Source organism: Bacteroidia bacterium (assembly GCA_020852255.1).
GTDB lineage: Bacteria > Bacteroidota > Bacteroidia > JADZBD01 > JADZBD01 > JADZBD01.
This window is the reverse complement of the sequence record JADZBD010000002.1, coordinates 246689-272750: the sequence shown is the minus strand read 5'-3', so window position 1 is coordinate 272750 and position 26062 is coordinate 246689. Positions and strand designations below refer to the sequence as shown.

The window sequence follows — 26062 nt, the reverse complement described above, 5'->3', positions numbered from 1 at the left end:
TAAATTTGGAAGGCATTTTCCCTATGAAAAAAATCAGGATCGGTATTGTCTTTGGAGGCTTCTCCCGCGAAAGAGAGATCTCCTTCGCAGGGGGGCGAACTGTTTATGATAACCTCGATAAAAACCTTTTTGAGGCCGTACCCCTTTTCGTTGACAGTTTTGGGAATTATATCCTTCTCAACTGGGAGTTTATTTACAAGGGAAGTATCCGCGATTTTTATCCGCCCGTGAACTTTCTTCCGGCCGGCAATGAAGAGTATCAGCTTTACGCCGAATCACTGGGCAGGGAGAAGGCCGGGAACATGGCGGCGGCCATCGGTAAACCGGTGAAGCCCGAAGAACTGCCGTCACTAATGGAGATGGCGTTTCTCTGCCTGCATGGTCCGTACGGTGAAGATGGAAAAGTGCAGCGTTTTCTTCAGGACCTGGGCATCCCCTATACCGGTTCCGGCATTCGTGCTTCTGAGATCGGAATCAATAAAGCGCTGCAAAAAGGGCTGATGGTAGAAGCCGGATTCAACAGCCCGGCATTTCTCACTTTTAAAAGAGCCGATATCCTTGAGAGAGTGGAGGAGGTCAAAAAGGAAATCAGGGAGAAGATAGCTTTCCCGATGGTTGTTAAAGCGGCGAATCAGGGTTCAAGCATTGGAGTCAGCATTATTGAAAGTGCGGAACACCTGGAAGCAGCACTGAAAAAGGCGCTTTTTATTCACCCGGTAAGCGCCTCACTCTGGCATTCGTTAAAAGGGAAAGAACGTACAGAATTCGTGCGTTCCCTATGTGATATCCGTGAAGGTGCCGGACTTCCCGCAAAGATTGGATCGCTAACGGTAATGACCCCGGCAGAACTGACGATGGAACTGGACCGGATACTTTTGCAACAGGCACGCACGGAGGTAGTGGCGGCTGATGGTGATGAAGAAGTAGTGGTAGAAGGATTTATCGCGGGTAAGGAATTCTCATGCATTGTGATTCAGGATGAGAAGGGGCATCCGGTGGCACTGCCTCCAACGGAGATCCGTAAAGGGAAAGAGCTGTTTGATTACCGTTCCAAATACCTGCCCGGCCTGTCACGTAAGATAACGCCTATCGAGGAAAGCGATGAAGATATTATGAGAATCCGCACGGAATGTGAGCGGCTTTTCGGAGAATTGAAGTTCGATGTATATGCGCGGATTGACGGTTTTTTGGGAAAGGACGGAAGGATCTTTCTCAATGATCCGAATACTACCTCGGGCATGATGCCATCCTCTTTTTTCTTTCATCAGGCAGCGGAGATCGGCCTGGATCCTTCACGGTTTCTTACGTATATCATCCGGACATCTCTGGTATGCCGCAGCTCGGATATGAAGGAGAAGAAGATAGTTGCGGAAATGCTCGTTCGTCTGGACCATTCCATTTCCCATCATACTTCTTCCATTTCCCGGAAAAAGCGGGTGGCTGTAATCCTGGGAGGGTATTCTTCAGAACGACACATCTCCGTGGAAAGCGGCCGCAATATTTACGAGAAACTGGCTTCTTCCGTAAAATACGCTCCTGTTCCTGTTTTTCTTACCGGCCATGCCGGTCAGCACAAAATGTTTGTGCTCCCGGTAAATATGCTGCTGAAGGATAATGCGGATGATATCAGAGAAAAGATTGAAGCCTGGAAAGTGCATCCGGTGATACAACGGGTTATGGACCGGTGCTCAGACATCACCCGGAAATATACAGGTGCCGCCGCACCGCAGGCGCCGGAGCCTCTGGATTATTCTCAGATGAAAGAGCGATTCGATGCGGTGTTCATCGCTTTGCACGGACGGCCTGGAGAGGACGGAGCCGTACAGAAGAAGTTAGATGAGTTGGGTATTCCATACAATGGTTCAGGGGTGAAAAGTTCAGCAATCACAATTGACAAATACCAAACCTGTGAGTTACTTAAACAACACGGCTTTTTAGTTGCGGAGCATTTACTGATAGAAGAAGAAGACTGGAGGCAGCACCCGGCGGCAGTTATAGAGAGGATCCGATCTGTATTGGGGTTCCCGTTTATTGCCAAACCCGTAGACGATGGGTGCAGCTCCGCAGTAAAAAGGATCAAGTCGGCCGAAGAGTGGGATGCTTTTGCCACCCTGATGTTCCGCAACGCACCGGCCTTGCCCGCAGCGGCTGCAGAGAAGCTTAAAATTAAGCCGAAGGAAGAATTTCCCCGGAAAAATGTGATCCTGGCTGAGGAACTGATCTCCGCGGGAAATGCCAGGCACTTCCTGGAAATCACCGGAGGAATGCTCACACGGTACGGGAAGAACGGAGAATTGGAGTATGAAGTATTCGAAGCCTCAGAGGCGCTTGCGGAAGGAGATGTGCTTTCTCTGGAGGAAAAGTTTCTGGCCGGACAGGGACAGAACATTACTCCGGCGCGTTATTCCAAAGATCCGGTGGAGCGGGAAAAAATATCAGCACAGGTGAAACATGTTTTGGGTGCGGCTGCAAAAGTACTGGGAGTGGAAGGATATTGCCGGATTGACGCATTTGTGCGTATCTTCAGTCCGGAAAGGGTGGAGGTAATTTTCATTGAGGTAAATTCACTTCCCGGAATGACGCCCGCTACCTGTATCTTTCATCAGTGTGCCATTCAGAACTACAAACCCCTCGAATTTATTGACCGTATTCTTACCTTCGGTGAAGAAAGGGCAGCGAAAAAGAAGATAAGCGAATGAAAGAGTGGCTGAGATTCCTATACAGCAGGCGTTTCCTGAAGCACCTGGGCCTGACAGCCGGTATTATCGGCCTGTCTGTTTTTCTGGTGTTCTGGTGGCTCAGCGCATATACAGATCACGATGAGTATTATAGCGTGCCGGATTTCAGTGGTATTGAGCTGAAGGAACTGGATCGTTTCGTAGACGACAAAAATGTAAGATTCAGGATTATTGACTCAGTATATGATGCAAAAGCACCGGGCGGTACTGTTCTGCGGCAGGAACCCCTGGCGGGAACGCAGGTGAAGTACAATAGAATGATCTATCTCTACGTTGTAGCCACAGTTCCGCAGCAGGTGAATATGCCCAATCTCGTGGACGCCTCTCCACGGCAGGCAGTTGCCCTTCTGGAATCATACGGTCTGAGATTGAAGCGAACCGTTAAGAAGCCGGGCCAAAGTGCGGTACTGGCACAGTTGTATAAAGGGAAACCCATTGTACCGGGTACGCCTCTTCCCAAGGGCTCTGAGATAGAGCTTTGGATTGGAAAAGGAGAAGATGGTGAAACATCAGGAGTTCCCTGTGTTACGGGAATGAGAATGGAGGATGCGGTGAATGAGATTACGGCGGCAGGTTTGGCTGTTGGAGCTATCGTGTGCAGGGAATGTAAAACAGCCGGTGATTCGGCGGCCGCCCTGGTGTTCCGCCAAAGCCCCGGATGTACCGGGGAAAACAACGTGGTAAGCAGCGGCACAAGTGTGGATATATTCTTAACTTTGGAAGGAAAGCAGATTAAACATGATTCAATACCCCCGAAGGAAGTTAACAAACCTAAAGAGGACAAAAAGGGTAAGGGCAGGTAGCCTGTTTCTTTTCATTGTTATATCATTTCCCCTGCTGTCCCAGGAGAAACTGAGTCCTGTTTATGGGAATGATATACTGAAAGCATCCTGGAAGAAAATACAATCCTCACCGCTCAATCGGATAATGTCGCCAGGAGATACCCTGAGCCTGCCTTTTTCAGATGATTTTTCCTATCCGGATATTTATCCGAAATCAGCTTACTGGATCGATTCCAATGTGTTTGTGAACAGAGATTTTCCCGTGGCACCTGTGACCCTTGGCGTTGCTACGTTCGATGGGGTCAGCAAGAGCGGTTGCCCATACGATACTGTTTCTACTAATTTTACCCCCCTGCGTTGCGATTCTCTTACCTCCAAACCGATTGATCTTTCCTACCAGCAAACAGACGGAGTGTATCTTAGTTTTTATTACCAGGCGCAGGGAAGGGGCGAAGAACCGGAGACGGGCGATTCGCTTCTGCTGCAATTCCGCTCACCCGTGGCAGGCTGGACAACCGTGTGGGGTGCCGATGGATACAGCCTCACCTCCGGTGATACTTCTTTTCGCCGCGTAATGCTGCCCATCACTGATACCACCTGGCTGAAATCAGGGTTCCAGTTCCGCTTTCTGAATTTAGGTTCCCGGCAGGGTAATGTAGATATGTGGCACCTGGATTATGTTTACCTGAACGATCAGCGCTCAGCGGCGGATACGCTGTTAAAAGACATCTCTTTTGTTTATTCCGCCAATTCTTTTCTTACTAAGTATAAGTCCATGCCCTGGAATCAGTACATCACCACGGAAATGACCGCATCGGTATACAACCTGATCCGGAATAATGATTCCGTGATGAAAAATACAACGTACGAATACCGCGTATACGATCAAACGATGACTCAGATCAATACCACTTACAGCGGAGCAGGTAATATTAACCCGTTTCTTACTGCAGGATATACTAACTGTACCGTTCCAAGTCCCTGCCCGAACATTCTGCAACCCAACGTGTCTACTTCCCCGGCTAATTTCAACTTCCCTTCCATGTCGGATAACACTACCTATACCATTGAACACCGCATTACCGCAAGTCCGAACCTGATCGCAGCGAACGATACCCTGCGTTACAGACAGGTTTTTTCCAATTATTACGCTTACGACGACGGAACAGCAGAACATGCTTACGGACTGAGTGTGATTGGAGCAAAGCTCGCGTACAAATTCACTCTGAACCAGGCCGACACCATTCGCGCGGTGGACATGTATTTTAACTGGATGCCAAACGGACTCACCAATCCACCTTCGAATTCCGTAACGCAGCGTGCATTTCGTATCACAATCTGGAACGATCAAAACGGGCAGCCCAACAGCATAGTGTATCAGGATTCGGTTGTAACGCCGGGCTATCACTATGAAGAGCATAATGACTGGGGAAATCTCAGTAATCATTTCTACCGTTATTCCCTGACATCTCCCGTACTTTTGTCGGGAACATTTTATGTGGGATGGGTTCAGTACACGGACGACCTGCTGAACATCGGATTTGACGAAAACACGAATAACAGCAGCAAAATATTCTACAATACCAGCGGCAGCTGGACGAATACTACATTCAGTGGCTCGCTGATGATCCGTCCGGTGTTCGGAACTCCGGCAGAAGCTGCCGCGGGAGAAAGCGAAATCAGTACCGACGGCGGGATCCGTGTTTATCCGAATCCCTCCACCGGAAGTGTTATGTTTGATTTCTCCGGTAGTGAAGAATATTCTGTCCGGCTGGCGGATATAAGCGGACGCATGCTTCGCTGCGGCACCCTTCGCAGCGGGCAAAGCTGGGATGTTTCAGATCTGGCGAACGGGGTGTACCTTTTGTTGTTCAACAATAGCGCCGGACAGCATTCGACGATACGATTGATCCTGCAGAAGTAATCTGTTCGGTCGGCCCGGAGGAGAGACCATTCAGCTTTTTGCATTTATTGATACTTTTGCAGCACATGGAGCCGGAACTGCCACAGGAGGAAAATTCGGAGTTATTCGAACATTACCGTTTTGAAGCGGATAAGGGACAGGGCCCGGAACGATTGGATCGTTTTGTAATGCTCCGGATCGAAGGCGCCTCCCGCACCCGTGTGCAAACGGCCATTGAGAACGGGAATGTGCTCGTGAACGGGAAGCCGGGAAAATCAAGTTATAAAATTAAACCCCTCGATCTGGTACAGGTTGTATTTCCGCAACCTCCGAGGGAAATTGAACTTATTCCCCAGAATATTCCCATTGAGATCCTCTTCGAGGATGAGGACCTGGTGATCGTAAGTAAAGCAGCCGGAATGGTAGTGCATCCGGGTTACGGAAATTATACCGGCACACTGATTAATGCCCTGATCTATCACTTTCAGCATTTGCCGGTATCCCGGACAGGGCCGGAAGGAGAGATCCGGCCGGGGCTGGTGCACCGTATTGATAAGAACACCTCCGGCTTACTGGTGATAGCTAAAAATGAAGTAGCCATGACGCGGCTGGCAAAAGTATTTTTCGACCGGGACCTGGACCGCAGGTATGTGGCTTTGGTTTGGGGGGATGTAAAAGAAGACGAAGGCACAGTTACAGGCCATATCGGCCGTTCGCTGCGAGACAGGAAGGTGATGCAGGTATTTCCGGAAGGTGATCAGGGGAAACATGCCGTAACGCATTACAAAGTGCTCGAGCGTTTTGGCTATGTTACGCTCGTAGAGTGCAAACTTGAAACGGGGCGCACCCACCAGATTAGGGTACATATGAAATACATCGGTCATCCTGTTTTTAACGACACGGAATACGGCGGAGACCAGATCCTGAAGGGAACCACTTTTACAAAATACAAGCAGTTTATTCAGAATTGTTTCGGAATTATGCCCCGACATGCGCTGCATGCACGTACACTCAGTTTTAAGCATCCGCGAACAAAAAAGGAGCTTCATTTTGAAGCTCCTCTTCCGGCAGATATGACGGCAGTAATTGAAAAATGGCGGGTCTATATGAAAAACCGTCCCGAATAATCGCCTGTTCTATTTCAACCCCTCCAGCGTAGCTTTGATCTTATCAAAGCTTGGGAAATCGCCCGGACTGGGGAGGATTTCCGCAAAACGTACGGTACCGTTTTTGTCAATGACAAAAGAAGCACGTTTGGCGACGCCGTTATATACCCCGGCGAACTGATCGAACAGAACGCCGTATGCTTTTGCAGCTTCCTTGTTAAAATCACTCAGAAGAGGGAAGTTGATTTTTTCCGATTCTCTGAATTTTGCAAGTGAAAAGTGCATATCAACGGAGATGCCGAGTACTTCGGCGTTCATGCTGTTGTAAAAAGTCAGTTCATCGCGGGTCTGGCACATTTCCTTTGTACATACGCCTGTGAAGGCAGCAGGAAAGAACAGAAGAACTACGTTCTTTCCTTTCCGTGCATTCAGGCTGTGCATGTTTTTTTCTGTGTCCGGAAGATTGAAATCCGGCGCGGGGGATCCTACAGTAATGTTCATAATCAGGGTCGTTAGATTGATTGTTAATTTATTTTTTGCTTAGATAATCGGCAATGCCGTCATGGGTTGCCTTAAGACCTTCTTTTCCTTTCTGCCAGTCGGCCGGGCAAACTTCACCATTTTCTTCATTGAACTGCAGGGCATCTACCATGCGCAGGGCCTCATCCACATTGCGTCCAAGCGGAAGGTCATTCACCAGTTGATGACGCACCAGTCCGTTTTTGTCAATGAGGAATAAACCTCTGTAAGCTACAAGTTCACTGCTCGCTTCCCAGGTGCCATTCTCATTGATTTTCAGACTCCCGTTGAGAACATCGTAGTTAGCTGAGATCGTTTTATTGGTATCCGCCACAATGGGATAGGTAACGCCCTGAATCCCTCCCATTTTCTTGGAGGTCTGGAGCCAGCCCCAGTGTGACTGTTCCGTGTCTGTAGAAACAGCCACTATTGCGGTGTTACGTTTTTCGAATTCCGTCAGCTTTGCCTGGAAGGCGTGCAATTCGGTTGGACAAACAAATGTGAAATCCTTGGGATAGAAGAAAAGGATCACATATTTTTTTCCATGATACTGGTCGAGGGAGAAGTTGTCCACTATCTCGCCTCCATTTACGACGGCCTTGGCTTTGAAAGCCGGCGCCTTTTTTCCTGTTAATACTGCCATTTTTTTAGGGTTTTAATTTTCGGTGCAAATATCCGAATTAAATAAGTTCAATTCGCAGGCGGAGGAGATGACCTTATCTCGCAACAAGCTCATTTTCAATATAATTATTTTAAGCGGCGAAATACGTAACCGGTCAGGCGTTTTCAGCTGCAGGAGCAGAGCAGAAGCCAGGCCTCCTTTACCCTGCCATTATCCAGCAGGGTTTTTGCCTGAAGATGCACCGATGTTTCGTTACCATTTCCCAACGAGTGAAAAAGATCGGTTTTTTTAAATTCAGTAATATCAGCAGGTGAAGGATATTCCGGGAGATTGCCCAGTTGTCCGATATTGTTTCCGGTGAGTATCTTACTGTTCCGGACGGAGGCAGGAAGCTTATCAACCCCCATTCCGGGTGCACCGAGAGGTTTATCAACTTCAAAAAGCGAGTTACCGGAACTGCGGGAATACCAATTTGCCCCGGCCCTGGCCACCAAATCAATTTTATGCTGATCAATCATTCCTTCTTCATTCAGCACTTGTTCATTTACGTGGATAAGCACGATTTCACAAATAATCAGATTTCCTGCACCGCCCTGTTCTCCCAGCTCTTTCACCTCCTTCACCACGCACTCCATCTGTACGGGCGATTCAGCCACACGGAAGGGTTTAATCTTTTCGGAGGGAAGCATGGTAAACCCTGCTTTCTCAAATTCATTCACTTCTTTTGGATATTCTGTACTGGTCAGGCTCATTTGCTGAACCATGGAGAAATTGACAGTATTGATCACTACCTCCGGAATTTCTCTTATATTTTCATGTGTGTGCTTGAGCGCACCGGTTCTTCCGCTCCGCGCGGGAGAAAAAATAGCGATCGGAGGGTTAGCGGAAAAAATATTAAAGAAGCTGAACGGGGCAAGATTCGGATGGCCTCCGGCGTCTATAGTACTTGCAAACGCGATCGGACGCGGGGCAATACTGTGCAGAAGATAACCGTGTAAGCGGGAAGTTTTTAGTTCTTTTGGATCGATCCGGAGCATATTCACTGGCATTGGCAGGTGTCGTCTTCAAAAATAGTTCCCCTCAATTCAATAATGTGTGCAGTACTATCGTCGCACAACTCGGCACGCACGTTGATTCCGTTTCTGGTATGAACGGAATACACCGGACATGGTTTGCGCTGTGTTTCACTGTTTTTAAAGTCGACAGAAGCGGAATCCATGGCCGATTTCAGCACTGTTTCCGTGATGTTGTTGCACTGCATCTGACACTTTGATTTGTCCGTATAGGTATAAGCATACATTTTCAACCGGCCTGTGACCTGGCGTTCAGGTGTCCAGTAGGAAAGATCCCGGTCTTTTATGAACATAAAATAAGAGATTATTCCTCCCAGCACTACTCCAAAGAGGTAGAGACGGATCTTTCGGAAGAGTCCCTGGTCTGGTTTATTAAGCATGCTTACAGGGCAGACATCAGCAGATCAAGGTCTGTTGATGGGATATTAAAGATTTCTCCAAGGTATTTGTTGGTGAGCATTCCATTATAAATGTACACACCGTTTCTGACTCCGATATTGTACTTCAGCAGTCGTTCTACTCCGCCTTTTTCACCGATGTCGAGAAGAATGGGGGTAAAAATGGTGCTGAATGCGTACGAGGCAGTTCGCGCAACGCGGGAGGGAATATTGGGAACGCAATAATGAATCACACCATGCTTCCGGAACACAGGATTGGTATGGGTGGTGGGCTTGGATGTTTCAAAACAACCGCCCTGATCAATACTCACATCTACCAATACGGAACCGGCTTTCATTTCACTGACCATGGCCTCGGTAACCACACACGGCGTGCGTCCTTCCTTCGAACGGATGGCGCCAATGACCACGTCGGCGGTCTTGAGGTGTTTCGCCAGCACTTTAGGCTGAATAATGGAAGTCCAAACCCTGGTACCGAGCGAACTTTGCATGCGGCGAAGCTTATACACCGAATTGTCAAATACTTTCACCTGAGCGCCGAGGCCGAGTGCGGCCCTGGTGGCAAATTCTCCTACCGTTCCGGCACCGAGAATAATTACCTCCGTGGGAGATATGCCGGATATCCCACCCAGAATTGCTCCCTGGCCCGAATTCGCGTTGCTGAGATATTCCGCAGCTACCAGCACGGCAGTTCCCCCTGCGATTTCTCCCATCGAACGAATTACAGGATAAATGCCGTCCTGATCACGTATCCAGTCGAATGCGATGGCTGTGATCTTTTTAGCCATCAGGTGTTTTACAAAATTTTCAGGCTGGATGGTGAGCTGCAATGCGGATAAGAGGGTCTGCCGGGGTTGCAGGTAGTCCACTTCTGCGGGAGAGGGCGGAGCTACTTTGATGATGATATTCGCTTTGTAAACGTCTTCAGTACTATAAGCAATGTCGGCTCCCGCTTCCGAGTAATCGTGATCCTGAAAATTACAATTTTTGCCGGCCCCTGTTTCAACCACCACGCGATGACCGTTGTTTACCAAAAGTGCCACCGCATCCGGTACCAGCGATACCCGGTTTTCCTGAAAGGAGGTTTCCCGCGGAATACCAATAAAAAGAGCGCCTTTTTTTCTGGCTACTTCCAGCATCTCTTCCTGGGGCATCAGAACGCCTTTGGACAGGGACTGAAGTACTTCTTTAGAGCCTTTGACTGACATGGGGAAGGATAGCAAAGGTACGAAAAAAGGAGGAATCATGCCCCCTGCCGATCTCTACAAAGAGAGAATTTCTTCCGGTGCCCCGGCGCTTAAGCGGCGTACGGCGTCCAGGGTTTCAATTTTCACTGCAACCGACTCCTCCGGAATCAGGGCAGGAATCCTCTCCGGCCATTCTATGAAACAATAATCGCCACTGTAAAAATACTCCTCAGCACCTATATCCAGGGCTTCTGTTTCGTTCTTCAGGCGATAAAAATCGAAATGACAGATCCGTTTTCCTTCGGGGGTGAGGTATTCGTTTACGATGGAAAAGGTGGGACTGCCGGTGGAGCCTGTAACACCGAGGGCTTTGCAAAACCCCTTGATTAAGGTGGTTTTACCGGCACCCATATCACCCTGCAGTAGCCAGATTCGCCTGCCGGGAAATGTTTGAAGCAGTACTCCGGCGATACGTTCCGCGTCCTCCGCGGTGGGCATAAGATACGAATTCATCAGCGCGGATTCAGACTGATATACGGTATGATCATTTCTTCCATCGAAATCCCGCCGTGCTGGAACGTATTACGGTAATAGTTCACATAATGATTGTAGTTGTTGGGATAGGCAAAGAAATCACGGTTCCGGGTGAATACAAAAGCCGAGCTTACATTCATTCTGGGAAGAAAGATATCTTCCGGGTTCCGCACCTCAAACACTTCCTTTTTATCATAACTCAGGCTCTTCCCGGTTTTGTAGCGCAGGTTGGAATTGACCTCGCGGTCGCCAACAATTTTCACCGGATCACTCACCTTAATGGTGCCATGGTCCGTGGTAATCACAAGGCGGGCCTTTTTTTCGGACGCCTGCCGGATGATGTCAAGGAGCGGAGAATGTTCAAACCAACTCAAAGTGATACTCCGGTATGCACTGTCGTCATCGGCCAGTTCGCGAATCACCTCCATTTCCGTTCGGGCGTGGGAAAGCATGTCCACAAAATTGTAAACAATCACATTCAGTTTGTTCTGCATCAGATTATTCAGTCCTTCCGAAACCTTTTTCGCGAACGAATGATTCAGGACTTTGTGGTAGGAGAATTTAATATTCTTTCCTGCGCGTTTAAGCTGTTCTCCGAGCAATTGCTCTTCGAACTGATTTTTACTCCCTTCCTCGTTCTCGTTTACCCAATACTGGGGATATTTTTTTTGAATCTCGGAGGGGAGCAATCCCCCGAAAAGTGCATTGCGGGCGTACTGCGTTGCAGTGGGAAGTATACTCATGAACATACTTTCCTTTTCCACCTTGTAATACTCATTGATAATGGGTTCCAGTATCTTCCACTGGTCATATCGCAGATTGTCGATGAGGATAAAGAAAACCGGAGATGATCCCTCCAGCGCCGGAAAGAGTTTGTTTTTCAGCAACACGTGCGACATAACGGGAGGGGAGGAAACCTTCCCCTGCAGCCATCCTGTATAATTTCGTTCTATGTAACGGGAAAAGAGCTGGTTTGCTTCTTGCTTCTGGGTTTCCAGGATTTCAAACATGCTTTTATCTCTGTTCTTCTCCAATTCCAGTTCCCAGAATACCAGCTTGCGGTATACTTCGCACCATTCGTCCCAGCCCAGCCGGTCGCTCAGACTCATGCCGATACTCCGGAATTCCTGCTGGTAGGCGCTGCTGGTTTTTTCATTTACCAGTCGTTTGTTATCAAGAATCTTCTTTAGCGCAAGAAGAATCTGGTTTGGATTCACGGGTTTAATCAGGTAGTCGGATATCTTGGATCCAATGGCATCTTCCATTATGCGTTCTTCCTCACTTTTAGTGATCATGATTACCGGGAGCTGAGGAAAGGTGTTTTTCAGCCGGTTGAGCGTCTCCAATCCGCTAAGACCGGGCATATTCTCATCAAGGAATACAATGTCAAATTCCGACTTTCCCAGCAATTCCAGCGCCTGATCTCCGCTGTTAGCGGTAAGAACCTCATATCCTTTTTCAGTAAGGAAGATAATGTGGGGTTTGAGATGTTCAATCTCATCATCGGCCCATAGAATTCGAACTTTTTGCATGTCAGGTTAAAGATAAGGGTTTGTGATCAGAGTGGCCTTCTCATTAGTATTTTACGTTTCTTTGCGGGATGATTTTCCGCAACGATCTTCTGTTGAGAGTGGCCAGGGGCGAAGAGGTTCCCCGTACACCGGTTTGGCTTATGCGGCAGGCCGGAAGGGTGCTTCCTGAATACCGGGCCGTACGAGAGAAAGCCGGCAGTTTTATCCATCTCGTCAAAACACCAGAGCTGGCTGCAGAGGTAACAGTGCAGCCGGTGGATATTTTCGGTGTGGATGCTGCAATCATTTTCTCAGATATTCTGGTCATCCCGGAAGCCATGGGACTTCCCTATGAAATGGCAGAGGCCACGGGTCCGCGTTTTCCTGCCGTAGTAAGAACGCAAAGGGATGTTGAATTATTGCGCGTGGCCGACGGATCTGAGCTGAAATATGTAACCGACGCCATCGCCCTGGTGAAGAAAGTACTCAATGGGAGAGTGCCACTCATTGGGTTCGCAGGCGCCCCCTTCACGCTTCTGGCGTATATGGTGGAAGGAAAAGGTTCGAAAACTTTTTCGGTAGCCAAGCAATTTCTTTATACGAATCCCACCGCCGCCCACGCCCTCCTCGAAAAAATTACCGCCTCCACACTGAATTACCTCTCCGCACAGGTAGAGGCTGGTGCGGATATTGTCCAGATCTTTGATTCCTGGGCCGGAATACTTGGTCCGGACATGTATCGCGAATTTTCCCTGCGTTACCTGACCGTGCTTTGCAGGGAGATTAAACGCAGATTCAAGATTCCGGTGATTCTTTTTCCAAAAGATGCTCATTTCGTTCGTTCAGAAATCACGGAAACCGGATGTGATGTGATGTCGATGGATTGGACGATGGACATTGCTGAGACCCGCGCGATGACGGGAGACCGGATAACACTTCAGGGGAATGCCGATCCCTGCCTGCTTTACGCTTCAGAAGAAAGAATTGTTGAAGGAGTGGTGGAAATGCTCAGGGCTTATGGTCCGCACAGGCATATAGCCAACCTCGGACACGGATTATACCCGGATATTGAGAAAAGTAAGGTAAAGTTGTTTGTTGATGCGGTAAAGGATTTCCGCTTTCAGGGAAGAACAGGATAGAACAGAAAAAGAGCCAGCAAGAACAAAAAAAGAACGGAAGGAACGGCTTTGTTATAAAGACAGGAGTTCTTCGGGAGAGGTTGCAGGGATTAGACCAATAGCAAGCACCGGTCGATAAACCGGGGTTTATATCCGTGGAAAGAAATTTTACTTTTTTACAACGGGGAGATCGGATGCGAGGCCTTTCACGCTGATCAGATCCATTTTGATGGAACCAAAAAGAATTTCACACTGTCCCCGCACCGGAACGTGATTATCATCGTCGGAAATCCAGATGCTCAAATCGTCTTCCGATTTCCATATCCGTCCTTTTTGAACAATGGGGCAGAATTTCAGGCACTTGATTCTTCCCAGGTCCGTTTTCACCGTCTCCCTTCCCAGGAATTTAATCTTCAGATCCCAAAATTCGTTATCTACAAAGGCAGGCACTGAAAAAATGTCACCTTTTTTAGCGTTGCCGAAATCCATAGTGCGGGCGTAATAGAAGGCCGAAAGCATATCCTGAATGCCGTCGGGCGTACTAAAGATCTTTCCGTCGGAATCCACTTGTTTTTTAAAGTGATTGAAAACCTGGTTTTGTTCGATCTTGTATCCGCCTTCATCCACGCGCCGGATAAATACCCAGGGAACAATCGCCTCATCATCAATGTACGTCTCGTACCGGTCCCGCACCTTGAAAAAGAGATCGAACGACCCCTTCGATTTTCCTATTCCCACCACGTGCAACGTATTCCTGTCGGCAAACTTCCGGTTCTCATCGGTAATCTCCAGGGTGGCAACTGCGGCGTCGATGAACCCGTAATGCATTCGGTACGTAAGTTTTTCACCGCGGCGGAATGATTTATTCTCCACATTGCGCAGGGTTTGTTTGAAGGTGTTGGAATTGATCTCCTGAAAGGGATCGGACTGTTTACCTGTAAATGCGGCGAGTGCAATCAGAAGAGAGGGAAAGAGGAGCGATTTCATCGGTTACCAGTTTGAATAGTGAGGCTCAGTGTCTCTTGTTTTGTAAAGTTATCCCAAATCCTGTGCCAAACCAATTAGTATAAGTACCTGTAAAACAGGCTGATGTGTCATTTCCATTGTTTCATCTCCAGCAGTTCACGGCAGAGTTGGTATTCTTCCGGCTGGTGGTTGGAGCAGATGAAAAGGGTACGGTTTCCCAGAAATTTTTCCAGCATTTCATTGAACCATTGTTTTCCGGCGGTATCGAGGTTGGTGAAGGGTTCGTCTACGATCAGAACTTCGCTTCGGGTAAAAATAGCAAGACCAAGTTTTACTCGTTGTTTCATGCCGGAGGAAAAGGCTTTGATATGTTTGTTTCCTGTGTGGGAGAGACCGGTGAGTTCCGCGAATTGGCCGGGAGAAAATCCGGTGATACAAGCGCGCATGGAGAAGTGAAATTTGCTGAGTTCACCCGGTGTGAATTCATCCGGAATATCCAGGTACGGAGAGGTGAATGAGACCTGCAGAGGCAGCGCTTCGCTTTCTAAACCCGTATGTATTTTTCCTTCAGTGAGACTAAGAAATCCTCCGATCACCTGAGCCAGCGTGCTTTTTCCCGAACCGTTGCTTCCAAGGATTGCATAACGTTCTCCAGCTGCAAATTCTTCATTCACGCCCCTGAAGATCCATTCGGAGGAAAATCGCTTGCCGGCGTTCTCAAGTTTTATGTTCATTCGAGCGAGCGTTTATTGAAGATGATATAGCCGAAGTGGAAGAGGAAGGTGAAGGGTTCCTTCTCTTTGTGATAATAATTACCGCCAACACTTACCGGTCCGATGGGTGTGTTGGCAACCAGGCTTGCATTGGCAATGATGTAACTGTTTTTCCATGGTTCGGAATATTCCGGCCCTTGTGTGGTGGAGTTTTCTACGATCAGCTGGTAGGGAAGATAATAGAATCCTTCCAGCCTGAATTCAAAGATGCGTTTAAAAACGAATACGTTTCTCACGCCGGCAGCCGCATATTTATGTGCCCGGAATCGTTCCAGAAACAGGGTTTTTGTTTCCGGTGTAGGCATGAATGCAGGGGCGGCAAGCACGCTGGCAATATAATTGCTAAATAGTGTTTGTCCGGAAAATACGCCTTCAGCCATGAGTCCGGGCTTCCAGAAAATTCCCGTGTTAAAGTACTTTTCAAAATTTACTTTCAGTATGAGCCATTGGTGATAATTGAATCCGGTATCTTTCACCACGGCCGTACTGCCGGGAATAAAGGTTTCTTCCCCATCCACGTAACGGAAGGATACTTTCCACGCAGCACCTTCGTTGGCGTATTGTTTTCTGTTGAGGGTGTTCCGTTCATAGGTGATTTGGGCGGTGTAGACATAAAAGTTGGTCCGGTCGGCCGTATCCTTCTCGGTAAAGGAAGAGCTCCGGTAATACAAGTGGGCATTTTCGGCATAACTTCCTGAAAGTTCCAGTTTGCCCTTATTCCCTGCAGGAAATCCGAAAGTCGCATCGCCGAAGCTCTCATACTGTATAAGGTAGGGCGGACGGGCGGTTTCCAGAAACGCTGTGCTGCTTTTAAAGAAGTCGAACCGATTGTAGATCAGGTTACCCTCAAAGTAGAAGGGGATGACGTTCGGAAATTCCAGTCTCAGACTGCCCATAGCCGAACCGTAAAGTTTGCCGGCATAAATATTTCCGGTCAGACTCACACCTATTCTTCCGAGGTAATTGTACCGCAATGAAAGAAAACCCATATTGATAGGCCGGTTCGAGAAGTTGCCACCTACCTGAGCGATCAGCTCTTTTTCTTTTTTTACATCCAGGTTCAGCTCATAGAGACCGGATGTGCGGTTCAGCTTCGCTGTGGGATAAAGTTGTTTGATCCGTTCATCTGCTGCCAGGTGAAAGTACAGTGGTCGCAGTTTGTCAACGGAAGTGAATTTGTTACGACGAGCCAGGTGATTCTTCACATAGCGTGATGCTCCCCGGTTGATTCCTGAAACATTGATCTTGTCGAAGTTAAGGGGGATCTGTTTTTTCCGGAATTGATCTCTCTTGGCCGCGATCTCCTCCGGACTCACTGTTCTGTGAATATACTTCTTCATATCCTGGATCCGTCGCAGAGTTGCGGTATATCCGCTGTCTATGCATTGCCGGATCAGATCGAAATTAAATGTACCAATGCCGGATACATTTGGTTCAATGATAATGCCATTCTGGCAAAGAACATCGAAGTTTGTTTTTGACAGCAGCATGGTCTTCAGTTGCGAGATCAGATTGTCTTCGCTGGGTGGGGGTTCATTGCTGGACACATTACTGCCGATGATGATATCAGGAAAAAATTCATCATACATGGTGTTGCTCGGAAAGTTGTTGTAGATCCCGCCGTCGAAGAGCAGTACTCCGTCAATGCTGATGGGTTTGAGATAGAAAGGATAAGACATAGATGCTCTCACACATTTCCCAAGGTCGCCGTTCCGGAACACAATGCTCTTTTTATTTTCAATGTCGGCCGCAAGACACCGGAATGGCAGCATCAGACTGTCGAAGTTGTACTGTGCGGCTGCAATCGGCGCACCCATCATTTCCATGAGTGAGAAGTCAATCGGAACCGGGTTCACAAGGTTGGTGGGAAGCGAGGTTTCAATATTTGAATCAAGTGCCAGCTTAACGGTGATCCAGGAGGCATTATCGGGGTGGCGTTTGAAATGATAGATATATTGTTCATCCATGATGCCCTTTGCCTGTCTGCGAAAGCTTTCCGAAAGGTACATGGCCTCAATCTCGGCAGGAGAATAGCCGCAGGCGTAAAGCGCTCCAACCATAGCACCCATGGAAGTACCTGTAATGTAGTCGATCGGAATACCGTTTTCCTCCAGAGCACGCAAGACTCCAACATGAGCCAGTGCACTGGCTCCGCCACCGCTCAGCACAAGCCCAACCCGCTGCGCAGGAAGCATTTGTGAAAGCAGAATGATTAATACGATGAAGGTCGCCCGTTTCAGGAGCATGCTCAAAGTTACAAATTACTATAAATTAGACGATTAGGAAGTTCTAAGGTTGCTCACCAGCTCCCGGAAATATTTCTCGGCCGGTAACATACGGTAACCATACCAGGAAAACATCTCTCCGTTCGTACATACAATTTTACTGAGAGGAAACTTTTTTTGATACTCATGCCTGTGTTTTTCGGTATAGGGAAAGGGCTCGGAGGACAGAAAAATGAATTCCGGAGAGAGTGCCCGTATTTCTTCTTCTGTAATTACAGGATACCTTCGGTGATGGCCGGTAATAACGTTTTGCATTCCGGCATGCAGTAACTGATTTCCGATAAAGGTGTGTTCACCTGCCGCCATCAATGGGTCATTCCAGATCATGTACAGGCATGTGCGGGGAGTATCTTTTTTCAGCAGGCTGTCTGTTAGTTGCATTTCTTTCCGGATGTTCCGGATCAGTGCCGCTGCTTTTTCCGCCCGCCCTGTAGCAGCTCCCACTTCCGATATCATTTGCAGGGCATGCTGGGCCGTATCGATATCTGTGACAAGTACCCGGTATTCTTCCTGCAATTCTTCAATTTGTTCCTTTGTGTTTTCCTCTTTATTCGCAATGATCAGATCAGGAGTGAGTGAATGGATAAGCGGAAGGTGGAGATCTTTGGTGCCACCAACTCTTACTTTGGTGCGAAACCATTCCGGCGGATGAACACAGAATTTCGTAATTCCAACAACTTCCCGGTCGAGTCCGAACGAAAACAGCAGTTCGCTTAGCGAGGGAACGAGCGATACAATACGCATGTCCCGAAGATAATTAACATTATTTATTACCTTCGTCTCCCTTATTTATTCTGATATGAAAGCAACAATTAAAACAGAGAAGGGCGACATGGTGGTATCTTTTTTCGAAAAGGAAACGCCGGTCACCGTAAAGAATTTCACAGATCTGGCGAAAAAAGGTTTTTATAACGGACTCACTTTTCACCGGGTTATACCCGGCTTTGTGCTGCAGGGCGGTTGTCCGGACGGCACAGGGGCGGGCGGTCCCGGTTACTCTATCCCCTGTGAAACGCATGCAAAGATGCAGTTCCATGAAAAGGGTGTGCTCTCTATGGCTCATCGCGGCAAGAATACAGGAGGATCACAATTTTTCATTGTGATTGACCGGCGGACTACTTCACACCTCGACGGCGTGCATACCTGTTTCGGGAAGGTAACAGAAGGACTGGAAGTGATTGATAAGATCAGTCAGGGCGACAAGATCCTCGAAGTATCAGTGACGGACTGATACTCACTTCATAAGATCAAACCGGGTGATAATGTATGTTTTTTCATTCGGGAAATCCCGTACGATAACTGCGGGACACTGCGGGGTGATCATGGGCGCGAGGAGTTTCACGGGAGTATGTATATCCACAAACGGATAGGCCTTTTCCATTATTGCAGACAAATCTTTGTTTCGCAATCCGGGATCTTTCATCAGGCAGGCGTATAAATGACTTTCACTGATTGCTCCAACGATTCGGTTGTCTTTGGTTACAGGAATCTGCGAAAAGTCTCTTTCGGTCATTATCCGGATAGCGGCGGATATTTTTTCACCGATATCCAGGGTCAGCAGTTCACTTTTTCTGTCTTTAACAAGGTCTGTTACAGTGGGGCCCTCCACGGTTTCATAGCCTTTCGCGCACATCCAGTCGGGATTGAACATCTTACCAATGTACCGCGAACCATGATCATGGAAGATCACTACTACATTTTCTCCTTTTTTGAACCGGTGTTTGAGCTGCAGTAAACCGGCGATTGCTGAGCCGGCAGAATTTCCGACCCATATTCCTTCCTGTCTTACGATTTCACGAGTATAGATCGCAGCGTCACGATCGGTGACCTTTTCAAAATGATCTATCAGCGAGAAATCAACGTTTTGCGGCAGAAAGTCCTCTCCAATGCCTTCGGTTACATAGGGATAAATTTCATGTTTATCGAACTCCCCTTTTTCCTTGTACTTCTTAAATACAGAACCGTAGGTGTCGATACCCCAGACTTTCAGGTCTGGTTTTTTTTCCTTGAGATACTTTCCCGTTCCGCAGATAGTTCCCCCGGTTCCTACGCCCACGACGAGATGATCTACCTTCCCCTCCAGCTGTTCCCATATCTCAGGCCCCGTAGATTCATAGTGGGCCTGCGCATTACTGAGGTTGTCATATTGATTGGCCTTCCAGGAGTTGTGTGTATCTTTCACGAGCCTGGATGAAACACTATAGTAGGAGCGGGGATCTTCCGGGTCCACGTCGGTCGGGCACACAATAACCTCTGCACCGAAGGCCTTTAAGGCATCTACTTTCTCCTTCGATTGTTTATCCGTGGTGGTGAAAATACATTTGTATCCTTTGATGATGGCAGCAATGGCCAGTCCCATTCCTGTATTGCCACTTGTTCCTTCGATAATGGTATAACCCGGTTTGAGCAGCCCCTTTTTTTCGGCATCCTCAATCATTTTCAGTGCCATTCGGTCTTTGATACTGTTCCCCGGATTAAAGGTTTCCACTTTTGCATAGACAGTGGCAGGAACAGAGGACACAATCTTGTTGAGCCGGATCAGCGGTGTGTTCCCTATGGCACCAAGAATATTGTCAAATACGTTTTTCAAGTGAATCGGTGTTAGATCTCATTCATTCCTAAGAGCAGCACAGGGTTTTCCAGCAAATCGCGGAATGTTTGCAGGAAAGCGGCACCTGTTGCACCGTCAACCACTCGGTGATCGCAGGACAAGGTCACTTTCATAACATAACCGGGAACAATCTGACCATTTTTCACAACAGGCCGCTGACTGATACCGCCCACAGCGAGGATACAAGCGTCGGGCGGATTAATGATTGCTGTGAATTCATCAATGCCATACATACCAAGATTGGAGACGGTGAAAGTGTTTCCTTCCCAGTCTTTCGGTTCCAGTTTTTTATCTTTTGCACGTTTTGAAAACTCTTTCACTTCCGCACCGATCTGTGTCAGCGGCTTCGCATCTGCGAAACGGATTACCGGAACAAGCAGGCCTTCATCTACTGCAACGGCTACACCTATGTGAATATGATTGTAGTACCTGATTACGTCACCTTTCCAGGAGGCGTTTACCTTGGGATGACGCCGCAGAGCGGCAGCGGCGGCTTTCACTACAAAATCATTATAGGAAACTTTAACGCCTGCTGCATCATTGATGAGTTCACGAGCTTCCACCGTGTTGTCCATGCTGATCTCCATGGTAAGATAAAAATGCGGAGAGGAAAATTTGCTTTCGGCAAGGCGTCGCGCGATCGTTTTTCGCATCTGTGACACACTTTCCTCCGTGTAACTTTCAGTTCCTGTTACCGTTCGGAGACTACCGCCCTGATGATGGAACAATTCAATATCCCGCCGGGTGATACGGCCTCCATCGCCGGTGCCTTTGAGTTTGTTCAGGATCAGTCCTTTTTCCTTGGCAAGCTTTTTTGCCAAAGGAGAAGCCTTGAGCCGGGTGGGAGAGTGGGTGGGAACCGGAGTTGAGGTGGAAGGAGTGGCTGAAACGGGAGGTACAGAGACAGGTTCTTCTTTTTTCTGAACTTTCTTGTGTTCTTCCCTGGGCGGAACGGTTTTATTTTCCGCTTTCAGAATATCAGAAATATCCTCCCCCTCCTTTCCGATGATCGCCAATATGGCATCCACGGGGGCACCTTTTTTTTCTTCCACACCAATATGCAACAATACGCCGTCGTAAAATGATTCGAATTCCATCGTGGCCTTATCACTATCGATCTCGGCAAGAATCTCACCTGACTTTACTTTATCACCCACCTTTTTGATCCATCGGGCAACGGTGCCCTCGGTCATGGTATCTGAAAGCTTGGGCATGCGAACAATTTCGGCCATAGGGTCAGGGTTAATCTTTAATGAAAGGGTAATCGACTTGAGTATATACATCTTTGTACAGCTCCTCCGGTTCAGGGAAGGGAGAATTTTCTGCAAACCGTACACTCCGCTCCACGATGGTCTTCACTTTTTCTTCCATCGCTTCCACCTCACTGTCGTTTATCCATTTATTTTTCTTCAGCGTGTTCAGTACCAATTCGATCGGATCCACTTTTTTGTATTCTTCTACTTCGTCTTTGCTCCTGTATGTTTGCGGATCGCTCATGGAATGTCCACGGTAACGATAGGTTTTAATTTCCAGCAGGGTAGGACCTTCTCCCTTCCGTGCCCTGTCCGCAGCCTCCTTCACGGCACTATGCACTGATTCACAACTCATCCCGTCTACCTGGAAAGAAGGCATAGCATAGGCGAGGCCGAGCTTAAACAGATCATGAACGTTAGAGGTTCTTTCCACGGATGTTCCCATGGCGTAATTATTATTTTCGATCATGAAGATCACCGGAAGTTTCCAAAGCATGGCCATATTGAAGGCTTCATGCAGGGCACCTTGCCTTACCGCACCGTCGCCCATCAGACAAAGAGTAATGTCATCTTTTCCGTTGTATTTATCTGCAAAGGCAATTCCTGCTCCCAGGGGAATTTGTCCTCCTACAATCCCATGACCGCCGTAGAAGTTATTCGCTTTGTCAAAGATGTGCATGGATCCACCCTTGCCTTTTGAACAGCCGGTGGACTTTGCGAATAATTCAGCCATGAGCAGATCGGGGTTCATTCCTCGTGTGATGGGAAGGCCATGGTCGCGGTATGCAGTTATAATCTTATCGGATTTCCGGATGGCAGTTTCAGAACCGGCAGCCACGGCTTCCTGACCGATGTAAAGATGACAGAATCCGCGGATCTTCTGCTGAATGTACAGCTGTCCGGCCTTCTCCTCGAAGCGCCGCATGAGCAGCATATTCTCATACCACCATAAATAGGTTTCCTTAGGGAAGCCGGATGTTGAAGAAGCTTTTTTCTCAGCCACTTTTCCCATAGCAAGGGTCTTTTAAAGGAATCAAAATTAAGAAATATCCCTGTAAGCTATCCCTGTTAATGTTCCAGGCGAAATGGCCAGGGCATTAATAATGAGGCACTTGCCAGAATCCAGACGGGACCTTCTTCTCCGCGAAGAATCAATGGCAGTGGACTGCCGCTGCGTGTTTCCGCTTCCAGAAGGATTTGCCGGCAGGCGCCGCAAGGAGTTTGTGGTGTTCTTATCCGGTCTTTTTCAGAGCGGCACACGATGGCCATCGCAGTGATTTTTCGATCGGGAAAATTTGAAAGCACATGAAAAAGTAAGGTACGTTCGGCGCAAAGTCCGCTGGGAAATGCTTCGCTTTCCTGATTGCTGCCGGTGTGAATGCTTCCATCATCAAGCCGGAGCGCGGCGCCTACTTCAAAGCCGGAAAAGGGCGCGTAGGCTTTTGTTCCGGCTGCTGCAGCGGCGGCGATGAGTTCCCGCTCCGCCTCCGGCAGTTCCAGGGGAGAATCGTATTCCTTTAAGTTAATGCGGAGTTCCACCGGTTTCATGCAACAAAGGTAATCAGGAAAGAGCACTCTGTTACACGGTCACTGCCGGTAATTCAGGATAAATAAACGGTTCACTCACCTCCGGTACATTGGGATTTTCCGTTCGGCTGGTGATGCGCCTTGAAACGGAATGGAACTGAAGCATGTGGTGAGGGCATGGTTTCATCATGTTCTGCAGATCTTCCTTACCGGTTAGCGTATCCAGCCATTCTTTCTCACTTGCTTCCGGCAGAATCAGTGGCATTCTTTTCTTGCTGTTGTGGATCTGATTCATAACCGGGTTAGCGGCGGTTGTAACGATGGAAAAGGTATCGCGTATCTCTCCGGTTTCTTTATCCACCCATGAATCCCAAATACAGCCAAGACTGAATGTTTCTCCCTGCGCGGGAAAAATATAATAGGGATATTTTTTCCCTTGGTAATCCCGCCATTCATAAAATCCATCCACGGGAAGGATACACCTGCGAGAGGAGACAGACCGGAAGGAGGGTTTATCAAATATCGTTTCGGAGCGGGCATTCGGTGTCATGTCGCTGATCTCTGTTGCCTGCCTGCGATCACGGCACCATGAAGGGATAAGCCCCCATTGCATGGTGCGCAGGGTACCGCCGTCTTCTCCGGTAATAACGCGGAGACCGGGATGAACGAAGGCATTCACGGCGTGAAAGCTGATAGCGGTTTGGGATCCGTGATTCATCAGTCGGTCCCTCAGCGCCTTACGCTCCACGCGGTCCTGCAGTTGTTTAACAGTGTAGCACATTTTTACAAATTGTAAATACAGCCACCGGCTTGTCAGGACGAAATTCGTGAATATTTTTCATTGAGATGGAAGAAGAGAGGATACCGAGATGTTCGGCGAGGATCAGGGATACATTTATCCGGGATTACAGGCACTACCTGGAGCATGCACGCTTTTTTGTAAGACAGGAGGTGAGTTACCGGCGGGATCTAACGGTGGTGAAGGTGCACCAGCCGGTGAACACACGAATGAAAATATATCCCCAGGTGAGTTCCTTTGATCCCTGGGACATGCGGTTAACTTTTCTCACGGAATACTCCCGCTGCACGGAACGGGATCTTTTCAGCGGGGAAGTGCGAGCCATTCCGATGATTTCCCGTTACCGGGTTAGGGAATCCCGTCCTTTTCACATCATCTTTCGGGAGAAAGTGAGCCTGCCTCCGCTTATTGTTGTTCAGGAAATGAAAAAGCGCAGGATCAATGCGATTTGTTTGCTGGACTATGACGGGCCCGTATTGAAGAGAGCATTCCGCGATCAGTTGATGCAGTTCGAGATCGAAGTGGTATTTATCCGCGGCCTGAACCCGCTGAAGCCGGCTTCAGTTTCTTCCGGATCCAGCCCGGAACATCAAAATACATAAATACTTTTTGTTCAAGAGGATCACGGCTTAGTGTTTCCATTTCAGCAAGTAAAGCAGACCAGGAATGAACGGAAGCCTCATGATGGGAATGTTCACGGAAGAAATTCAGCATTTTTTGCTCAAACTTCAGCATTCCTTCAGTGCGTTTGAAGTGCCTTCCGGCCCGCCGTACCATCGATTCGAGGCTCTCAAAGTTGCCCCGCTCGTAAGCAAGCAGGAGTTCGGAGATGCGCGCAACGGCCATTACCTCCGGCTTGGCTTCGATCGTATGGTGTAGGATCTCGTTGAGCCACAACTGCGCCTGGCGAAAACGTCCGGTCTGAAAGCAGGCCCGAAATGCATAATAAAGCAAATGTCCGGTGTAAACCGGACTAAGCCTTTTCGCGAAGGAAGGGTATTCTTCTTTCAGGGCCTCTGAAAGTTCATACGCTCTCTCTTGTTCTCCCATCTTTTCAAAAAGTTCAAATCCTGTATTGAAGCGGCATATGAAGAGCGCATTCTTGTCCTTGATGGAATCGGATTGCAACGCATTGAGCTTACGGATCAGTCGCTCCGCAGATTCAAACTCCCGCAGGTATAGATGAACAAGGATCAGGTTGTTCAGCGAGGAAACGTAGAACGTGAAACTGGAAGGGAGTACACCCGGATGTGCGTCAATAAGATCCACCAGTGCCCGGAGATTGTTACGGGATGATTCCAGGTCTCCTTTTACATTGTGGTAATAAACGAGGCAGTTGAGAAGGTATACGCCTCCGGTAATAGTGCCGTTAGGTGCCGGATGTTCGAGAATGTGCGTAGCTTCTAAAAACAGGGAATGATAGCGCTCTTCCTGTTCCGCTGTTCTTCCCACCCCAATGGTTTGGAAGAGTACCAGCATACGCGCGTTCAGCTGACGGGCATGCTCGGTGAACCGGATGTTTTCCAGCAGTTTTGTTTTTTCATCAAGGATTTCTTCCAGATCCCGGCGGAGGTCTGGCCGGATGAACTGCCAGGCCAGCTGCTCCAGATTCAGGCACTCCAGCCCGAGAAGATGGTCCTCCCGTTTCAACGCGGCTTTTTTTGCCCGCAGCTGCAGCTTAATGCATGCGTGGAAGAGTGAACGTTCAAAAAGTACTGTTGCCCGTTCAAGATCACGCCTGGCACTGCGTCCTCCTTTCCCGGCATCCTGAGCCAGTAACGAATCAAGTATGGAATGCAGCAGATAATGTTTCCCGGCAGAGAAAAGAGAGGTTTCATTGTAACCGCTGTTTTTCATAATGGCCTTCTCTTTATGCGTCTCGCTCGCAGCCATGGCGTTAAAGAGATTTCGGTAGGATTCCGAACCACGAAGGCGGTGTTTCCTGAAGTAGGATTTCTCCGGTTTGCTCAAACTTCGGATCAGTTGCCATAATGTACTTTCTGAATGCATTGAAGACTAATATTAAAATAAGATAAATGACGGAAAATCAGTATAATATATTCAATAATATGTTGAATGCCACATAAAGATACCCTTTTTTTATATTGAAAGGTTATATCCGGTTGCTGAGTTTTGTACTAAATGCTAAAACCATGATAATACAGATAATGATTTGTATTCTGGCTGATAAGCCTGCTGATGAGCAATTTCGTCACCGGTCTCAGGTGGAAGTGATACGCGAAATCCGGCAACGACTCCTGGAAGTGGAGGCCAACCGGGAGGAAAATCATACGCAGGGAAATCCGGTGCAAAAAGAATTAGTATCTTATGTTAAACAAATGTGAACGCCACAGGTC

At 48.1% G+C, this 26062-nt stretch carries 25 protein-coding genes; 8 read left to right on the top strand and 17 right to left on the bottom strand.

The features are described from left to right. Nucleotides 1–32: 32 nt before the first annotated feature. The 4 genes from IT233_01945 (at nt 33) to IT233_01930 (ending at nt 6550) form a co-directional block, all read left to right on the top strand. The gene (locus IT233_01945; GenBank protein MCC7301382.1) at nt 33–2699 is read left to right on the top strand and encodes a D-alanine--D-alanine ligase; all 2667 of its coding nucleotides are present in this window, start codon (nt 33–35) and stop codon (nt 2697–2699) included. Beyond that, nucleotides 2696–3541 (top strand): PASTA domain-containing protein, encoded by an 846-nt coding sequence (locus tag IT233_01940; GenBank protein MCC7301381.1) that lies wholly within the window; start codon nt 2696–2698, stop codon nt 3539–3541. The genes IT233_01945 and IT233_01940 overlap by 4 nt, the downstream gene beginning before the upstream one ends. Before the next feature lie 124 nt (nt 3542–3665). After that, a complete protein-coding gene (locus tag IT233_01935; GenBank protein MCC7301380.1) occupies nt 3666–5444 on the top strand; it encodes a T9SS type A sorting domain-containing protein in 1779 nt (592 codons plus the stop codon). Between the two features lie 65 nt (nt 5445–5509). Beyond that, entirely contained in the window at nt 5510–6550 is a 1041-nt protein-coding gene (locus IT233_01930; GenBank protein ID MCC7301379.1) for an RluA family pseudouridine synthase, read from the top strand. Nucleotides 6551–6559: 9 nt separating this feature from the next. Here the strand turns inward: IT233_01930 and IT233_01925 are convergent, their stop codons facing one another. From IT233_01925 to IT233_01895, 7 genes are all read right to left on the bottom strand, one after another. Continuing rightward, on the bottom strand, nt 6560–7030 hold the full coding sequence (locus IT233_01925) for a redoxin domain-containing protein (GenBank protein MCC7301378.1): 471 nt from the start codon (nt 7028–7030) through the stop codon (nt 6560–6562). 28 nt (nt 7031–7058) lie between these two features. Beyond that, nucleotides 7059–7691, bottom strand: coding sequence for a peroxiredoxin (locus tag IT233_01920; protein MCC7301377.1), 633 nt, complete (start codon nt 7689–7691; stop codon nt 7059–7061). 143 nt (nt 7692–7834) lie between these two features. After that, complete coding sequence (locus IT233_01915) at nt 7835–8707, bottom strand: flavin reductase family protein (protein MCC7301376.1); 873 nt, start codon at nt 8705–8707, stop codon at nt 7835–7837. Nucleotides 8708–8709: 2 nt separating this feature from the next. Continuing rightward, entirely contained in the window at nt 8710–9123 is a 414-nt protein-coding gene (locus tag IT233_01910; GenBank protein MCC7301375.1) for a DUF4258 domain-containing protein, read from the bottom strand. A gap of 2 nt (nt 9124–9125) precedes the next feature. Beyond that, a complete protein-coding gene (locus IT233_01905; protein MCC7301374.1) occupies nt 9126–10349 on the bottom strand; it encodes an alanine dehydrogenase in 1224 nt (407 codons plus the stop codon). A gap of 54 nt (nt 10350–10403) precedes the next feature. Beyond that, nucleotides 10404–10841, bottom strand: coding sequence for a tRNA (adenosine(37)-N6)-threonylcarbamoyltransferase complex ATPase subunit type 1 TsaE (gene tsaE, locus IT233_01900; GenBank protein MCC7301373.1), 438 nt, complete (start codon nt 10839–10841; stop codon nt 10404–10406). After that, nucleotides 10841–12394 (bottom strand): PglZ domain-containing protein, encoded by a 1554-nt coding sequence (locus IT233_01895; GenBank protein MCC7301372.1) that lies wholly within the window; start codon nt 12392–12394, stop codon nt 10841–10843. Before IT233_01895 ends, tsaE begins: the two co-directional genes overlap by 1 nt. Before the next feature lie 68 nt (nt 12395–12462). On the opposite strand from IT233_01895, the gene hemE reads away from it, so the two are divergent. Continuing rightward, the gene (gene hemE / locus IT233_01890; protein MCC7301371.1) at nt 12463–13512 is read left to right on the top strand and encodes a uroporphyrinogen decarboxylase; all 1050 of its coding nucleotides are present in this window, start codon (nt 12463–12465) and stop codon (nt 13510–13512) included. Between the two features lie 147 nt (nt 13513–13659). Here the strand turns inward: hemE and IT233_01885 are convergent, their stop codons facing one another. The 4 genes from IT233_01885 to IT233_01870 form a co-directional block, all read right to left on the bottom strand. Further along, nucleotides 13660–14478: a DUF3108 domain-containing protein gene (locus IT233_01885; GenBank protein MCC7301370.1), complete on the bottom strand. Its 819-nt coding sequence runs from the start codon at nt 14476–14478 to the stop codon at nt 13660–13662. A 107-nt stretch (nt 14479–14585) separates the two neighbouring features. After that, nucleotides 14586–15191 carry an ATP-binding cassette domain-containing protein gene (locus IT233_01880; protein ID MCC7301369.1) on the bottom strand — a complete coding sequence of 202 codons (606 nt, stop codon included), beginning with the start codon at nt 15189–15191 and terminating at the stop codon, nt 14586–14588. Further along, nucleotides 15188–17476 carry a patatin-like phospholipase family protein gene (locus IT233_01875; protein ID MCC7301368.1) on the bottom strand — a complete coding sequence of 763 codons (2289 nt, stop codon included), beginning with the start codon at nt 17474–17476 and terminating at the stop codon, nt 15188–15190. The genes IT233_01880 and IT233_01875 overlap by 4 nt, the downstream gene beginning before the upstream one ends. 33 nt (nt 17477–17509) lie before the next feature. Next, nucleotides 17510–18259: an ABC transporter substrate-binding protein gene (locus IT233_01870; protein ID MCC7301367.1), complete on the bottom strand. Its 750-nt coding sequence runs from the start codon at nt 18257–18259 to the stop codon at nt 17510–17512. Between the two features lie 55 nt (nt 18260–18314). Between IT233_01870 and IT233_01865 the strand changes: the two genes are divergently transcribed. Then, nucleotides 18315–18746, top strand: coding sequence for a peptidylprolyl isomerase (locus IT233_01865; protein MCC7301366.1), 432 nt, complete (start codon nt 18315–18317; stop codon nt 18744–18746). A gap of 3 nt (nt 18747–18749) precedes the next feature. On the opposite strand, the gene IT233_01860 is transcribed toward IT233_01865, so the two are convergent. Genes IT233_01860 through IT233_01840 form a run of 5 tightly spaced genes read right to left on the bottom strand, consistent with a single transcriptional unit; the run spans nt 18750 to nt 23687 of the window. Further along, nucleotides 18750–20105, bottom strand: coding sequence for a pyridoxal-phosphate dependent enzyme (locus IT233_01860; protein MCC7301365.1), 1356 nt, complete (start codon nt 20103–20105; stop codon nt 18750–18752). A gap of 11 nt (nt 20106–20116) precedes the next feature. Further along, nucleotides 20117–21358 (bottom strand): pyruvate dehydrogenase complex dihydrolipoamide acetyltransferase, encoded by a 1242-nt coding sequence (locus IT233_01855; protein MCC7301364.1) that lies wholly within the window; start codon nt 21356–21358, stop codon nt 20117–20119. A gap of 10 nt (nt 21359–21368) precedes the next feature. Next, nucleotides 21369–22391 carry a pyruvate dehydrogenase (acetyl-transferring) E1 component subunit alpha gene (gene pdhA / locus IT233_01850; protein ID MCC7301363.1) on the bottom strand — a complete coding sequence of 341 codons (1023 nt, stop codon included), beginning with the start codon at nt 22389–22391 and terminating at the stop codon, nt 21369–21371. A gap of 56 nt (nt 22392–22447) precedes the next feature. Then, nucleotides 22448–22927 carry a cytidine deaminase gene (locus IT233_01845; GenBank protein ID MCC7301362.1) on the bottom strand — a complete coding sequence of 160 codons (480 nt, stop codon included), beginning with the start codon at nt 22925–22927 and terminating at the stop codon, nt 22448–22450. Nucleotides 22928–22958: 31 nt separating this feature from the next. Further along, entirely contained in the window at nt 22959–23687 is a 729-nt protein-coding gene (locus tag IT233_01840) for an SOS response-associated peptidase (GenBank protein ID MCC7301361.1), read from the bottom strand. 65 nt (nt 23688–23752) lie between these two features. Here IT233_01840 and IT233_01835 point away from each other — a divergent pair, with 65 nt between their 5' ends. Further along, nucleotides 23753–24307, top strand: coding sequence for a hypothetical protein (locus IT233_01835; GenBank protein ID MCC7301360.1), 555 nt, complete (start codon nt 23753–23755; stop codon nt 24305–24307). Here the strand turns inward: IT233_01835 and IT233_01830 are convergent. Beyond that, entirely contained in the window at nt 24234–25715 is a 1482-nt protein-coding gene (locus IT233_01830; GenBank protein ID MCC7301359.1) for a hypothetical protein, read from the bottom strand. The two genes, IT233_01835 and IT233_01830, sit on opposite strands and share 74 nt — an antisense overlap. A gap of 143 nt (nt 25716–25858) precedes the next feature. On the opposite strand from IT233_01830, the gene IT233_01825 reads away from it, so the two are divergent. Continuing rightward, nucleotides 25859–26050, top strand: coding sequence for a hypothetical protein (locus tag IT233_01825; GenBank protein ID MCC7301358.1), 192 nt, complete (start codon nt 25859–25861; stop codon nt 26048–26050). Nucleotides 26051–26062 lie beyond the last annotated feature (12 nt).